Annotated in this window: 13 protein-coding genes and 1 pseudogene; 10 read left to right on the top strand and 4 right to left on the bottom strand. The window is 69.3% G+C overall.

The window, feature by feature from the left end:
* Nucleotides 1-41 precede the first annotated feature (41 nt).
* Nucleotides 42-1571, top strand: a complete 1530-nt coding sequence (locus M2266_RS17990; RefSeq protein WP_277439107.1) for a glycosyltransferase 87 family protein — start codon at nucleotides 42-44, stop codon at nucleotides 1569-1571.
* 18 nt (nucleotides 1572-1589) lie between these two features.
* On the opposite strand, the gene M2266_RS17985 is transcribed toward M2266_RS17990, so the two are convergent.
* From M2266_RS17985 to M2266_RS17975, 3 genes and pseudogenes are all read right to left on the bottom strand, one after another.
* Entirely contained in the window at nucleotides 1590-2621 is a 1032-nt protein-coding gene (locus M2266_RS17985; RefSeq protein WP_277439106.1) for an alanine racemase, read from the bottom strand.
* 36 nt (nucleotides 2622-2657) lie between these two features.
* Nucleotides 2658-3780, bottom strand: a pseudogene (locus tag M2266_RS17980) (peptidoglycan bridge formation glycyltransferase FemA/FemB family protein).
* A 97-nt stretch (nucleotides 3781-3877) separates the two neighbouring features.
* Nucleotides 3878-4180, bottom strand: a complete 303-nt coding sequence (locus M2266_RS17975; RefSeq protein ID WP_277439105.1) for a hypothetical protein — start codon at nucleotides 4178-4180, stop codon at nucleotides 3878-3880.
* Nucleotides 4181-4435: 255 nt separating this feature from the next.
* On the opposite strand from M2266_RS17975, the gene rpsF reads away from it, so the two are divergent.
* The 8 genes from rpsF (at nucleotide 4436) to M2266_RS17935 (ending at nucleotide 10698) form a co-directional block, all read left to right on the top strand.
* Nucleotides 4436-4726: a 30S ribosomal protein S6 gene (rpsF, locus tag M2266_RS17970; protein ID WP_138351152.1), complete on the top strand. Its 291-nt coding sequence runs from the start codon at nucleotides 4436-4438 to the stop codon at nucleotides 4724-4726.
* Between the two features lie 65 nt (nucleotides 4727-4791).
* Nucleotides 4792-5400 (top strand): single-stranded DNA-binding protein, encoded by a 609-nt coding sequence (locus M2266_RS17965; RefSeq protein WP_277439104.1) that lies wholly within the window; start codon nucleotides 4792-4794, stop codon nucleotides 5398-5400.
* Nucleotides 5401-5443: 43 nt separating this feature from the next.
* Nucleotides 5444-5680: a 30S ribosomal protein S18 gene (gene rpsR, locus M2266_RS17960; RefSeq protein WP_031512678.1), complete on the top strand. Its 237-nt coding sequence runs from the start codon at nucleotides 5444-5446 to the stop codon at nucleotides 5678-5680.
* Nucleotides 5681-5697: 17 nt separating this feature from the next.
* Complete coding sequence (rplI, locus tag M2266_RS17955; protein ID WP_277439103.1) at nucleotides 5698-6144, top strand: 50S ribosomal protein L9; 447 nt, start codon at nucleotides 5698-5700, stop codon at nucleotides 6142-6144.
* Between the two features lie 212 nt (nucleotides 6145-6356).
* Complete coding sequence (locus M2266_RS17950; protein WP_277439102.1) at nucleotides 6357-7958, top strand: phenylacetate--CoA ligase family protein; 1602 nt, start codon at nucleotides 6357-6359, stop codon at nucleotides 7956-7958.
* A 3-nt stretch (nucleotides 7959-7961) separates the two neighbouring features.
* A complete protein-coding gene (locus tag M2266_RS17945; RefSeq protein WP_277439101.1) occupies nucleotides 7962-8519 on the top strand; it encodes a DUF4188 domain-containing protein in 558 nt (185 codons plus the stop codon).
* Nucleotides 8516-9631, top strand: coding sequence for a hypothetical protein (locus M2266_RS17940; protein WP_277439100.1), 1116 nt, complete (start codon nucleotides 8516-8518; stop codon nucleotides 9629-9631). Before M2266_RS17945 ends, M2266_RS17940 begins: the two co-directional genes overlap by 4 nt.
* Entirely contained in the window at nucleotides 9628-10698 is a 1071-nt protein-coding gene (locus M2266_RS17935) for a hypothetical protein (RefSeq protein WP_277439099.1), read from the top strand. The genes M2266_RS17940 and M2266_RS17935 overlap by 4 nt, the downstream gene beginning before the upstream one ends.
* Here the strand turns inward: M2266_RS17935 and M2266_RS17930 are convergent.
* A complete protein-coding gene (locus M2266_RS17930; protein ID WP_277441249.1) occupies nucleotides 10676-11962 on the bottom strand; it encodes an MATE family efflux transporter in 1287 nt (428 codons plus the stop codon). The genes M2266_RS17935 and M2266_RS17930 overlap by 23 nt on opposite strands.
* Nucleotides 11963-12465: 503 nt before the next feature.
* Between M2266_RS17930 and dnaB the strand changes: the two genes are divergently transcribed.
* Entirely contained in the window at nucleotides 12466-13962 is a 1497-nt protein-coding gene (gene dnaB, locus M2266_RS17925; protein ID WP_277439098.1) for a replicative DNA helicase, read from the top strand.
* Nucleotides 13963-13984 lie beyond the last annotated feature (22 nt).

Genomic DNA, 13984 nt, shown 5'->3' with positions numbered 1-13984 from the left:
CGGCCTCCTGCCTTCCCGGGCCATGGGGCAGGATGTCCGGCATGACGAGCGTGCGCGAAGAAGACCACCTGGAGGCACTCGTGCCGCCGACCGACGAGGATCCGGTGGCCGAATCCGCCAGCGAGGTCATCGGCGGACCCCTGGGACGCCGGGCGGAGACCGGCGGACACCGTTGGTGGAACCCGCTGCGCGTCCTGGTGATCGTGGTCATCGGCATGTTCGCGCTCGGGATGGCGCAGAAGGTGCCCTGTTACAACAGCGCCTGGTTCCAGTCGGGTGACGCGCAGTACGTCCACGCCTGCTACTCGGACATTCCGCACCTGTTCGGCGGTCGCGGTTTCTCCACCGGGACCGTGCCGTACTTCGACCGGATCCCGGACGACGTCTCGACCGAGTTCCACTATCTGGAGTACCCGGTCCTGACCGGCCTCTTCATGGAGGTCGCGTCCTGGTTCACCCCGGACGGCGGCTCCGAACAGCACCGCGAGCAGGTCTACTGGCTGATCAACGCGGGCATGCTGATGGTCTGCGCCGTGGCCCTCGTGGTGTGTGTCGCGCGCACCCACCGGCGCCGCCCCTGGGACGCGCTGCTTGTCGCGCTCTCCCCCGCGCTGGCGCTGAGCGCCACCATCAACTGGGACCTGTTCGCGGTGGCGCTCACCGCGGGAGCCATGCTGATGTGGTCCCGCAGCCGTCCGCTGGCGGCGGGCATCCTGCTCGGCCTGGCCACCGCCGCCAAGCTCTACCCGCTCCTGCTGCTCGGCGCGTTGTTCGTGCTCTGCCTGCGGGCGGGCCGGCTGCGGGCCTTCCGGACGGCCGTGGCGGGCGCGGTGGGCGCCTGGCTGGTGGTCAACCTGCCGGTGATACTGCTCGCGCGCGACGGCTGGGCGAAGTTCTACTCGTTCAGCCAGGAGCGCCGGATCGACTACGGGTCCGTCTGGCTGGTCATCAGCCAGCAGACCGGCAGGCCGCTGGACGGGGTCAACGCCTACGCGTTCGCGCTGATGCTGCTGCTCTGCGCGGCCATCGCCGGGCTCGCGCTGCACGCACCCCGGCGTCCGCGCTTCGCGCAGCTCGCCTTCCTCGTCGTGGCGGCCGTGGTGCTCGCCAACAAGGTCTACTCACCCCAGTACGTGCTGTGGCTGCTCCCCCTGGCCGTGCTCGCCAGGCCGCGCTGGCGGGACTTCCTGGTGTGGCAGGGCTCCCAGGTCCTGTACTTCCTGGGCATCTGGATGCAGCTCGCCTACGTGACGGGCGGCAACAAGCACCACGGACTGCCCCAGGACGGGTACCACCTGGCGATCGTCGTCCACGTCCTCGGCACGCTCTACCTGTGCGGAGTGGTGGTGCGGGACATCCTGCTGCCGGAACGCGACGCGGTGCGCTGGGACGGCGAGGACGACCCTTCCGGCGGCGTGCTGGACGGAGCTCCGGACGTGTTCGTGCTGGGCCGGACCCACGAACCGCGGCACGCCGCCCCTTTCGTGGGGACGCCGGTGCAGTGGGGCGTGGAACGGCGTGAGCCGGCCGGCCCACCGCCCGCGGAGGGCTGGGCCGCCACCGGCGACTGAGCGGCCTTCCGCGGCGCCTCAGCGGTCCAGGACGCGGTCGAACTGGGTGGTGGTGTGCCGCAGGTGCGCCACCAGCTCGTCGCCGACCGCCGGTGGGGCCACGTCGTTGGGCAGGAACAGGATGGAGACCTGCATGTGCGGGGGCTCCGCGAACCACCGCTGCTTGCCGGCCCACACGAACGGCGACAGGTTGCGGTTGACGGTGGCCAGGCCCGCCCGCGCCACGCCCTTGGCGCGGGGCATCAGGCCGTGCAGGGCCTTGGGCGCCTCGAGACCGACGCCGTGGGACGTCCCGCCCGCGACCACGATCAGGTGGCCGTCGTCCGAGGCCTTCTGCTGGCGGTACCCGTAGCGCTCGCCCTTGGCGATGCGCGTGACGTCCAGGACCGCACCGCGGTACTCGGTGGCCTCGTGGTCGCCGAGCCACATCCGGGTGCCGATCCGGGCGCGGAACTTGGTCTGCGGGAACTGCTGCTGCAGCTGGGCGAGCTCATGGGCCTTGAGGTGGCTGACGAACATCGTGTGCAGCGGGAGCCTGGCGGCGCGCAGCCGTTCCATCCAGCCGAAGACCTCCTCCACCGCGTCCGAACCGTCGGTGCGGTCCAGCGGCAGGTGGATGGCGAACCCCTCCAACCGTACGTCGTCGATGGCGGCGTGCAGCTTGACCAGGTCGTCCTCGGCGACGCCGTGGCGCTTCATGCTGCTCATGACCTCGATGACGACCCGGGCGCCCACCAGCCCGCGCACCCCCTCGACGGAGGAGACCGACCGGATCGCGCGGTCCGGCAGCGGCACCGGCTCCTCGCCGAGCCGGTACGGGGTGAGGACCAGGAGGTCACCGCCGAACCAGTCCTTGATCCTGGCGGCCTCGTAGGTCGTGCCGACGGCGAGCATGTCGCTGCCGAGCCGGGTCGCCTCGTCGGCGAGCCGCTCGTGTCCGAAGCCGTAGCCGTTGCCCTTGCAGACCGGGACTATGCCGGGGAACTGCTCGGCGACGGACTGCTGGTGCGCACGCCAGCGTGCGGTGTCGACATACAGGGTGAGCGCCATGGCCTGGTCAGGACCTTTCCTTCGTCTGCTCGCCGGTCAGCGGCGGGACATGTAGATGTCGAGTGCCTTGTGGAGCAGTTTGTTGAGGGGGAAATCCCACTCGCCCAAGTATTCGGCTGCCTGCCCGCCTGTGCCCACCTTGAACTGGATCAGGCCGAAAAGGTGGTCCGTCTCGTCCAGGGAGTCGCTGATGCCGCGCAGGTCGTACACGCTCGCCCCGAGGGCATAGGCGTCCCTGAGCATCCGCCACTGCATCGCGTTGGACGGCCGGACCTCCCGCTTGTGGTTCGCGGAGGCTCCGTAGGAGTACCAGACGTGCCCGCCGACGATCAGCATGGTGGCGGCGGCCACCGCCTCGCCCTCGTGCACGGCCAGGTAGAGCCGCATCCGGTTGGGGTCCTCGTTGTTGAGCGAGGTCCACATCCGCTGGAAGTACGACAGCGGGCGGGGCCTGAAGTGGTCGCGCTCGGCGGTCACCTCGTAGAGCTGCTGCCAGACCGGGAGGTCGTCGTACCCGCCCTGCACGACCTCGACACCGGCCTTCTCGGCCTTCTTGATGTTGCGGCGCCACAGCTGGTTGAAGCCCTTGAGGATGTCGTCCAGCGAACGGTTCTCCAGCGGCACCTGGTAGACGTAGCGCGGCTGCACGTCACCGAAGCCGGCGCCGCCGTCCTCGTTCTGCTGCCAGCCCATCCGGCGCAGCCGGTCGGCCACCTCGAAGGCGCGGGGCTCGATGAACGTCGCCTCGACATCCCGCAGCCGCTTGACGTCGGGGTCCGAGATCCCGGCCTTGATGGCGGGCGCGTCCCAGCGGCGGATGACGACGGGCGGCCCCATCTTCACCGTGAAGGCGCCCTGCTGCTTGAGGTGCGCCAGCATCGGCTGCAACCACTCATCCAGGTTCGGGGCGTACCAGTTGATGACCGGGCCCTCGGGCAGGTACGCGAGGTACCGCTTGAGCTTGGGGATCTGCCGGTACAGCACGAGGCCCGCACCGACGATCTGGCCGGTTCTGTCGTCGAACCAGCCGAGGTTCTCGGAGCGCCATTCGTTCTTGACATCCGCCCATGTCCGGAACCTGGCAGTGACTGGCCGAGGGCAGGCTCTGGATGAAAGCCAGATGCTGCTCACGGCTGATGGTCCTCAGGGTCAAGCTCATGCGGGGCGCTCCCCATCGCTGCGGCTGCGGTCTTATCTGCGCCGAAGCCTACTGCGATCGGGGAACCGCCCCGCCAGCCCTGTGGACAACTCTCCGGCTAGCCGCCGAAGAACCCTCCATGTGCCATACCCAGGTAGAAGCCGACCGCGGCCGCCCCGAGCCCGATGATCAGCGCGAAGCGCTCGGCGGTGGTGACGGAGATGAACTGCCCGTATCCCCCGGTGATGATCCCGGCGAGGCCGGTCAGGGAGCTGAGCAGGTGCAGCTGGTCGAAGATCGACGTGACGATGGCGATGCCACCGAGGACCAGGGTCACCGCGACCAGGGTGTTCTCCAGGGGATGGGCCTGGCCGTCGGTGTTGAAGGTGAGGTGATGGGTCCGAGCCGCTTGCTGTGCCATGGGACACCTCCGTAACGGAGCAGTAGCGCATCGTAGCGCCGTTCATACCCGATGTGTACAGATTGAGGGCATTAGGGACCGGATTTCAACCGGAGGCGGTTGTCCGGGTAGTCTGTACGGTCTGCACCGGTGTCTGCGCTGTCCACAACGATCCACCGTGATTGTCAGTGGTCGGCGATACCGTTGCGACGCAATGCAAACCCTCCTGCCACGGAACCGCCGTGGCCGCTGAGTCCAAAGGAGGTGGGTTCCACAATGCGTCACTACGAGCTCATGCTCATTCTCGACCCCGATCTCGAGGAGCGCGCTGTCTCCCCGCTGATCGAGAACTTCCTCACTGTCGTCCGCAACGGCGGCGGCAGCGTGGAGAAGGTCGACACCTGGGGCCGTCGTCGCCTCTCGTACGAGATCAAGAAGAAGGCCGAGGGTATCTACTCGGTCGTCGACCTCAAGGCTTCGCCCGAGGTCGTCAAGGAGCTCGACCGTCAGCTCAACCTGAACGAGTCGGTTCTCCGGACCAAGGTCCTCCGCCCGGAACTGCACTGAGCCCACGGGCTTAGAGCAGTACCGGTTCCGAGAAGCAGCCAGCACACCGCCGAGAGGTCACCACCATGGCAGGCGAGACCGTCATCACGGTCGTCGGCAATCTCGTCGACGACCCCGAGCTGCGCTTCACCCCGTCCGGTGCGGCGGTCGCGAAGTTCCGTGTCGCGTCCACACCCCGCATCTTCGACAAGCAGACCAACGAGTGGAAAGACGGCGACGGCCTCTTCCTCACGTGCTCGGTCTGGCGTCAGGCGGCGGAGAACGTAGCGGAGTCGCTGCAGCGAGGCATGCGCGTCATCGTGCAGGGCCGGCTGAAGCAGCGGTCCTACGAGGACCGCGAGGGCGTCAAGCGGACGGTCTACGAGCTGGACGTCGAGGAAGTCGGCGCCAGCCTGAAGACCGCGACCGCCAAGGTCACCAAGACGACCGGCGGCGGCCGAAGCGGCCAGCAGGGCGGTTACAGCGGTGGCGGTGGCGCACAGGGCGGCCAGGGTGGCGGCAACTGGGGCGGAAGCTCCGGCGGCGGCCAGCAGGGCGGCGGCGGCAACGCTGCCGATGACCCCTGGGCGACCAGTGCTCCGGCCGGCGGTGCCCAGCAGGGCGGCGGCGGAAGCTGGGGAGGGAACTCCGGTTCCTCCTCCGGCGGCGGCTTCTCGGACGAGCCGCCCTTCTAAGGGCGTCACGACACCAACTTCTTGATCAAACAGGAGAGACACCATGGCGAAGCCGCCTCCGCGCAAGCCTAAGAAGAAGGTCTGCGCGTTCTGCAAGGACAAGACCGTCTACGTGGACTACAAGGACACGAACATGCTGCGGAAGTTCATTTCCGACCGCGGCAAGATCCGTGCCCGCCGCGTGACCGGCAACTGCACGCAGCACCAGCGTGACGTCGCCACGGCCGTCAAGAACAGCCGTGAGATGGCACTGCTGCCCTACACGTCGACCGCTCGCTAAGGAAGGGTGACCGAATCATGAAGATCATCCTCACCAACGAGGTCTCCGGCCTCGGCGCCGCAGGCGATGTCGTAGAGGTCAAGTCGGGCTATGCCCGCAACTACCTGGTCCCCCGCGGTTTCGCGATCCAGTGGACCAAGGGTGGCGAGAAGGACGTCGAGCAGATCCGCCGCGCGCGTCGGATCCGCGAGATCCACACGCTCGAGGACGCGAACGCCGTCAAGGCGAAGCTGCAGTCCGTCAAGGTCCAGCTGACCACCCGCGCGGGTGACACGGGCCGACTGTTCGGTTCCATCACGCCGGCCGACATCGCTGCGGCGATCAAGGCCGCCGGTGGCCCGGACGTGGACAAGCGTCGTGTCGAGGTCGGTACGCCGATCAAGACCCTCGGTGCCCACAAGATCTCGGTGCGTCTGCACCCCGAGGTCGAGGTCAAGCTCGACCTTGAGGTCGTTGCTGCCTGATCTGCCGCGCTTCGGCGCAGTGCGAAGGACCGGTACCCCGCAGGGGGTGCCGGTCCTTCGTTCGTTCCGCGATGTTTCACGTGGAACATCCCGCCGGGCGCCTGATGTTCCACGTGAAACATCGGCCGTCGGCGTACTCAGGTAGGTACCGGGCCAGGAGTGAGTAGCACAGCCCATGCCGGGGCCCGGCCGGCACGGCCAGGATGTGCGGCATGGCAATGGGAAGCTTCGCGCGGCAGTGGCTGCTGAGAATCATCAGCTTCGGGCTCACCGCTCTGTACCGGCTCTACCGGGTGCACCCCTTCGTATGGCGGGTGATGGCCCGTAACTACCGTCCGTGGATGAGCGGTTTCGCCCGCCTCCACGCATGGATGACCTGCCAGTTCGCGGCGCTGGACGTACCGGCGTACATCGCGCACCTGGAGAAGGGCGGCTGGCGGTTCCGCTGGTTCCGGCTCGATTCGTACCCGGCCACGGACAAGGAGACGTACGTCAAGGCGTACCCGGAGGAGGAGCGGTGCTGGAAGGGGCGGGTGGAGATCGCCGGCAGCGTGGTCGACGAGTCCTCGGGGTCGTCCGGCACTCCGTACAACTGGGTGCGCAGCCGCCGCGAGTTGAACACCGTGCACCGCAACGTGGCCGGCTACACCAGCCTGGTCTTTCCTTCGAAGCGGCTCTTCGTGATCAACGCCTACTCGATGGGAGCCTGGGCGACCGGGACCAACACCGGAATCGCCATGGCCCGGATAGCCACGGTGAAGAACACCGGGCCCGATCTCGAGAAGATCGTCGATACCCTGCGGCACTTCGGGCCGCGCTACGACTACCTCGTCACGGCGTATCCGCCGTTCCTCAAGCACCTGCGGGATCGGCTGGCCGGTGAGCCCTGGTTCGAGGAGAAGAGCTACCGGCTCGCGGCGATGGTCGGCGGCGAGGGCATGACCGAGGCGCTGCGCGACTACGTGGGCGATGTGTTCGGCAAGGTGCGTTCCGGCTATGGGGCGTCCGACCTCACCATCGGGATGGGCGGCGAGACCACCTTCAGCGTCTGGCTGCGCCGGATGATGCGCGAGGACGCCACCGTCAGAGCGGCCTTCCTGGGGCCGGACGAACAGCGGCTGCCGATGGTCTTCCAGTACAACCCCCTGGAGACCTATCTGGAGACCGCCGGCGACGGTCGGACCGGTGAGGTGCTCTGCACCATCAACTCCACCGCTGTCATGGCTCCCAAGCTGCGCTACAACATCGGCGACGAGGGCACCTTGATGTCCTTCCCCCAGGTCTGGGAGATCCTGCGGGAGCTGTTCGCGGACCGCCCGGTCCTGCTGCAGCGCGCGGAGGCCGCCGCCCTGCGCGAGAAGATGCGGCTGCCGCTGCTGTTCCTGTACGGGCGGGCCGACTCGACCGTCTCGTACATGGGGGCCAACATCTACCCGCAGGACGTCGAGTACGGCCTGTACGAGGGCAATCCGATGGCGGACCGCATCGAGAGCTTCTGCCTGGCCATCGAGGAGGGCGACGACCTGGAGGCGCGGCCCGTCGTCCATGTGCAACTGCGGGCGGGGACGGTGCTGGACGCCGACGAGACCGCGAAGCTCACCGAGGTGTGCCGGGCGGGCGTGCTGCGCCATCTCGCCGCCTGCAGCCGCGACTTCGCGCAGTCGCTGACGGAGGACTCCTCGGCGGGCGAGGTGGCCGCGCGGGTGCACGCGTACGGCTCGGGGCCGTTCGTCACGGGCACCGGGGCCGCGGCCGGCGGCCACCGCATCAAGAACACGTACCTGCTCGGTGCGACCGCGAAGGGCGGTGCCTGAACCATGCGCAGTACCGACTTCTCCCTCACCCCGGCACCCGGACAGGCCGGTGCGATGTTCGTCGGCGCCACCCGGTACTCGGGGCTGCGCGCGATCATCACGCTGGGCCCCGGCTATGTGCGGATGGTCCGCGAGATGCGGCGGATGAAGGGGTACGTCTGGCACAAGGTGTACTGGCGCTTCCCCTTCACCCTGGGCACGATCGCCTTCTTCGCCGACCGGGACGAATTGCTGAAGTTCGCCCGGGGCAAGGCCCATCACGAGCTCATGTGCTGGCTGACCGATGAGGGGAAGGGCCGCGCGACCGGCGGCTGGATCCGCATCTACACCGCGGACGCGGCCGGGTACACCAACGGCGTCTGGCGGGCCGAGGACGGTGTGCTGTCCCACGTCGACACCTTCGAGCCGCTGAGTACCGAGCTCTCCGCGGGACGCGCACCGCGCCCCGTCCGGCACGTGCGGCATGCGAAACGACGCGTACGGCGTGGTACGGAGCCACGCGTGATGTCCGGCGCCACGCCTGCCGAACGGTGCCCGGCACACCAGGACGGCAGGCCGTGACCATTACCGTGACCAGGGTCGACGGGCGCGGCGGGCTGCGGGAGTTCTGCGAGCTGCCGCTGCGGATCCACCCGCGTGACCGCTACGTGCCGACCGTGGAGCCCCAGATTCGCACGTGGTACCGGCAGCGGGCCGCCGAGCTCTACGTCGCACGTGACGCGGCCGGCACGCCCGTCGGCCGGATCTGTGTGCACCGCCACTCCGGGTTCGACAGCAGGATCGGGAAGCGCGCCCAGCTCTTCGGGCTCACCGAGTTCGCCGATCCGCAGGACGCCGGGGAGGACGTGGCCAAGGAGCTCTTCGATCTGACCGAACGGGCCGGCGCGGGGACGGATGTGGTGTTCGGTCCGGTCAGTCTGCTGCCCAACCAGTCGGGCGGCGTCATCACGTCGGGGTTCGGCGACCGCGGGTTCATCGACTCCGCCTGGAACCCGGCGTACTACCCGGCCGCCTATGAACAGCACGGATTCACCCGGAGGTTCGCCGCCGACACCTGGGTGTGCGAGGACCTGGAGGGGCCCGGCGCCGTCGACCCCGACGAGGCGTTCCTGTTCGACGACAGCCGCATCGCGGCCGAGGGGCTGCGCATCCACCACGGATCGCGGCGGAAGCTGGCCGGGCAACTGCCGCTGCTGCGCGCCATGCTCAACGCCTCCTTCGCCCAACTCGGCTACTACACGCACATCTCCGCGGCCGACCTCGCGGCCCAGACGGATGGGCTGGCGCATCTTCTCGACGAGCGGTTGCTGCTCTACCTGACGGCGCAGGGGGAGCCGGTCGCGTTCGTGCTCGCCGTCCCCGACATCTCGCACTTCGTCATGGCGGCCCGCGGCCGGATGGGACTGCCGCAACAACTGCGGCTGCTGGCCACCCGCGGCAGGTACCGCGACGAAGCCGTACTGATCATCAAAGGGACGGTGCCGGCTCACCAGGGGAAGGGCTATCTGACGCTCCTCGCCCGTGAGCTGCACCGCAATCTGCGCAGCGGCGGCTACCGGACGTTGCGCAGCACTTTCGTCGAGCACGGGAACGCCGCGTCGGCCGCGCAGTACCGGCGCGCCGGCGGGCGTCCGCTGCACGGCTACACCTTCTACGAGAGGGCAATGCGGTGAGCAACCGGGACTCGGTCCACTGGACGGCGGTACTGCGGGAGCGCGAGGAGCTGTGCCGCCGCGCGCCGAGCGCACACAACACCCAGCCCTGGGCGCTGCGCTACGACAACGACGCCGTCGAGGTGGGCTGGGACCCGGCCCGGGAGCTGCCCGACGGTGACCCGGGCCGGCGCGATCTGTTCCTGTCCCTCGGCGCCTTCGTGGAGACGTGCCTGATCGTCGCCGCGGACGCCGGGCTGGCGATACGGGCCGAGATCACGGTCGACGAGGAGCGGCGGACGGCGGCCCGGCTGCTGCCCGCACCCGACCTGTACGTGACGCCCTTCGACGCGCGGACCGTTGAACTGCGCGGCTGCGCGCGGGGCGCACACACCGGTGGACGGCTCACGGCGGCGGACCTGGGCGCCGCCAGGGCCGGGCTGGAAGGGACGGGCCTGACGGAGATGCCCGCGCGGCGGCTGGCGGGCCTCGCGGTACGCGCCGACCGGTGGCTCTTCGGCACCCCGCCGGTCGTGCGGGAACTGCGTACGTGGCTGCGACTGAGTAGGAACCATCCGCGCTATGGGGCCGACGGTCTGACGTACGAGTCGCTGGCCATGTCGCGTGCCGAGGCGGCGGGGCTGCGGGCGGTGCTCGTACCGGGTGTCCACGGGGTGCTGCGGCGTCTAGGGCTGGCGAGGCTGCTGGCAGCCTCGCAGAGCGGGCTGCTGCGCTACGAGGGCAGTGTCCTGGTGCTCACCACGACTGCCGGGACCGATGAGCCTGGCACGGGCGGACCGGGCGCTGTGGTCCGGGCCGGACAGGAGCTCGTGCGGGCCTGGTACGCGCTCGCGGAGCGGGGGATCGCCGTGCACCCGCTGAGTCAGATCCTCGACTGTCCGCGGACGGAGCAGGAGTTGGCACGTCGGCTGGGAGGCCGCGAACGGCCGCTCGCCGTCTTCCGGGCGGGCCGTCCGACCGGACCGCCCATACGGTCGGCACGGGTCGGCGTCACCGCGAAGCGGTCCCGGCCCGACTCCGCGCCCCGCGTGCCGAGGAGGGGGACTACGCCCGTACCGCCCCGGTGACGATCCAGCGGCCGGAACGGGCCCGCAGTTGGAGCGCGACGAGCCGGGACAGCATCATCAGCGTCATGGCCCACCACACGGCGGTGAGGCCGCCGCCCAGGGCCGGGACCGCGAGCGCGACGGGGGCGAACACGGCCAGCGTGGCGAGCATGGACCAGGCGAGGTAGGGCCCGTCGCCGGCGCCCATCAGGACACCGTCGAGGATGAAGACGATGCCGGAGACCGGCTGGCCGAGGGCGACCACCAGGAGGACCGGCATGAGGGCGCCGCGGACGGCCGGGTCGGAGGTGAAGAGCGTCGTGACCAAAGGACGGGTCGCGACCACCAACAGCCCCAGCAGCACGCCGGAGGCGATGCCCCACTGCAACATCCGGCGGCAGGCGGCTCGGGCGCCCGCGGGGTCGTCAGCCCCGAGGTAGCGGCCGATGATGGCCTGCCCCGCGATGGCGATGGCATCGAGGGCGAAGGCCAGCAGCGACCAGAGCGTGAGTGTGATCTGGTGGGCGGCGATCTCGGTGTCGCCCAGACCGGCGGCCACGGCGGTGGCGATCAGCAGCACCGCCCGCAGGCTCAGGGTGCGGATCAGCAGCGGGACACCCGCCTGGGCGCAGGCGCGGATGCCGGCGGCGTCGGGGCGCAGGGACGCGCCGTGCCGGCGCGCTCCGCGGACGACGACGTACAGGTACACGGCGGCCATGCCGTTCTGGGCGATGACCGTGCCCCAGGCGGAGCCGGCGATGCCCAGTCCCGCGGCGTAGACCAGGGCCGCGTTGAGAGCCGCGTTGGCGGTGAAGCCGCCGAGTGCCACGTAGAGCGGCGTCCGGGTGTCCTGGAGGCCGCGCAGCACACCGGTGGCGGCGAGGACGGCGAGCATCGCCGGGATGCCGAACGCGCTGATCCGCAGGTAGGTGACGGCGAACGGTGCGGCCGTGTCGGATGCTCCGAAGAGGCCGACGAGCGCCGGCGCGGTGGGTGCGACGACGGCGATGACGGCCACGCCGAGCAGCAGGGCGAGCCAGATGCCGTCCATGCCCTGGCGGATCGCGCCCGGGAGGTCGCCGGCGCCCACCCGGCGGGCCACGGCGGCGGTGGTGGCGTAGGCGAGGAAGACGAAGACGTTGACGGCGGTGGTCAGCAGCGCGGCCGCGACGCCGAGCCCGGCGAGCTGGGGAGTGCCGAGGTGACCGACGACGGCGCTGTCGACCACGACGAAGAGCGGTTCGGCGACGAGCGCGCCGAAGGCGGGCACGGCGAGTGCGATGATCTCCCGGTCGTGCCGCCGCCGGGTCTCCTTGGCGAGATGGCTGGGACGGCTCTTCTGAGGGGGCTCGGCGACCGGATTCACAGCGCCAGGATAGTCATCCACAAGTAATAGCTGCAAGGGCTGGTTAGCTATTACCGGTGACTGCGCAGAGTGATCTCCTCCGCGTGGTTTGTCGCGATCTTGGCCCAATGCCGAAAGTTTTTCTTCTGCACAGCCTGAGGATGCTGAAACACCAGGTCAGGGCGGTTCGGCTCGGCTGATTGTGTGTTTGTCCACAGCGGTTTCCCAAGGCCTGTACACAGGTTCAGGCGGCTTCTCCACAGGTTGGGTGCCTCCGTCCACAGGGCCTGTGGATAACCGTCTTGGCCAACGGTCCCCATGGCCCTACCGTGAGCCCCCTGCCCGACGCGCCGCACGAGGAGCCGGGTGTCTCAATTGTCAGAGCCGTGGCGTAAGAAAGAGACGCACGGTATGGCGTCAGGTCGGACGGAGGAGGTGGCGGGGTGACCCAACCCGAACCCGCGGACGACCACTGGGGGGACGAACCGCCGTTCCCCCCCGACAGCGGTCCCGGTGACCGGCTGCCGGTCACCCACTTCCGCTCAGGACAGGGCGGCAAGCGCAACAAGAAGGACGACGGCGAGGACCGCGGCAACTGGTCCGAAGGCGGCGGCGGGTTCGAACGCGTACCCCCGCAGGACCTCGACGCCGAGCAGTCCGTCCTCGGCGGCATGCTGCTGTCCAAGGACGCGATCGCCGATGTCGTCGAGGTGCTCAAGGGCCAGGACTTCTACCGCCCGGCGCACGAGACCATCTACACCGCGATCCTCGACCTGTACGCCCGGGGTGAGCCGGCCGACCCCATCACCACCGCCGCCGAACTGGTCAAGCGCGGCGAGATCACCCGCGTCGGCGGCGCCCCGTACCTGCACACCCTGGTCAACGCGGTCCCCACGGCGGCCAACGCCGAGTACTACGCCGAGATCGTGCACGAGCGCGCCGTCCTGCGCCGCCTCGTCGAGGCCGGCACCCGCATCACCCAGATGGGATACGCGGCTGACGGCGACGTGGACGAGATCGTCAACTCCGCCCAGGCGGAGATCTACGCGGTCACCGAGCAGCGCACGTCCGAGGACTACCTCCCGCTCTCCGACATCATGGAGGGCGCCCTCGACGAGATCGAGGCGATCGGGTCCCGCAGCGGCGGGATGTCCGGCGTCCCCACCGGTTTCACGGACCTGGACTCGCTGACGAACGGGCTGCACCCGGGCCAGATGATCGTCATCGCGGCCCGTCCCGCCATGGGCAAGTCGACCCTCGCACTGGACTTCGCGCGCGCCTGCTCGATCGGGAGCGGCATGCCCAGCGTCGTGTTCTCCCTCGAAATGGGCCGCAACGAGATCGCGATGCGCCTGCTGTCGGCGGAGGCACGCGTCGCGCTGCATCACATGCGCTCGGGCAGCATGACCGACGAGGACTGGACGCGGCTCGCGCGGCGTATGCCGGACGTCTCGGCGGCGCCCCTGTTCATCGACGACTCGCCGAACCTGTCGATGATGGAGATCCGCGCCAAGTGCCGGCGCCTGAAGCAGCGCAACGACCTGCGGCTGGTCGTCATCGACTATCTGCAGCTGATGCAGTCCGGCGGCTCCCGGCGCCCCGAGAGCCGTCAGCAGGAGGTCTCGGACATGTCCCGAAACCTGAAGCTGCTGGCCAAGGAGCTCGAAGTCCCCGTCATCGCGCTCTCGCAGCTGAACCGTGGTCCCGAGCAGCGCACGGACAAGAAGCCGATGGTCTCCGACCTCCGTGAATCCGGCTCCATCGAGCAGGACGCCGACATGGTCATTCTCCTGCACCGCGAGGACGCCTACGAGAAGGAGTCCCCGCGCGCGGGCGAGGCGGACCTGATCGTCGCCAAGCACCGTAACGGCCCCACCGCGACGATCACCGTGGCCTTCCAGGGCCACTACTCGCGCTTCGTGGACATGGCGCAGACCTGATTCCCGTGCCCGATGTCCCGGA

The sequence above is a fragment of the Streptomyces sp. SPB162 genome, assembly GCF_029504575.1.
In the GTDB taxonomy this organism is placed as follows: Bacteria; Actinomycetota; Actinomycetes; order Streptomycetales; family Streptomycetaceae; genus Actinacidiphila.
The sequence above is the reverse complement of the archived record's forward strand: the minus strand, read 5'-3'. Positions and strand labels throughout refer to the sequence as shown.

Bases quoted from the DNA above. Each gene is read 5' to 3' on its own strand.
- M2266_RS17945 (WP_277439101.1), top strand. From the start codon at position 7,962: ATGCGCAGTACCGACTTCTCCCTCACCCCGGCACCCGGACAGGCCGGT.
- rpsR (WP_031512678.1), top strand. From the start codon at position 5,444: ATGGCGAAGCCGCCTCCGCGCAAGCCTAAGAAGAAGGTCTGCGCGTTC.
- M2266_RS17985 (WP_277439106.1), bottom strand. From the start codon at position 2,621: ATGGCGCTCACCCTGTATGTCGACACCGCACGCTGGCGTGCGCACCAG.
- M2266_RS17950 (WP_277439102.1), top strand. From the start codon at position 6,357: ATGGCAATGGGAAGCTTCGCGCGGCAGTGGCTGCTGAGAATCATCAGC.
- rpsF (WP_138351152.1), top strand. From the start codon at position 4,436: ATGCGTCACTACGAGCTCATGCTCATTCTCGACCCCGATCTCGAGGAG.
- M2266_RS17965 (WP_277439104.1), top strand. From the start codon at position 4,792: ATGGCAGGCGAGACCGTCATCACGGTCGTCGGCAATCTCGTCGACGAC.
- M2266_RS17975 (WP_277439105.1), bottom strand. From the start codon at position 4,180: ATGGCACAGCAAGCGGCTCGGACCCATCACCTCACCTTCAACACCGAC.
- rplI (WP_277439103.1), top strand. From the start codon at position 5,698: ATGAAGATCATCCTCACCAACGAGGTCTCCGGCCTCGGCGCCGCAGGC.
- M2266_RS17990 (WP_277439107.1), top strand. From the start codon at position 42: ATGACGAGCGTGCGCGAAGAAGACCACCTGGAGGCACTCGTGCCGCCG.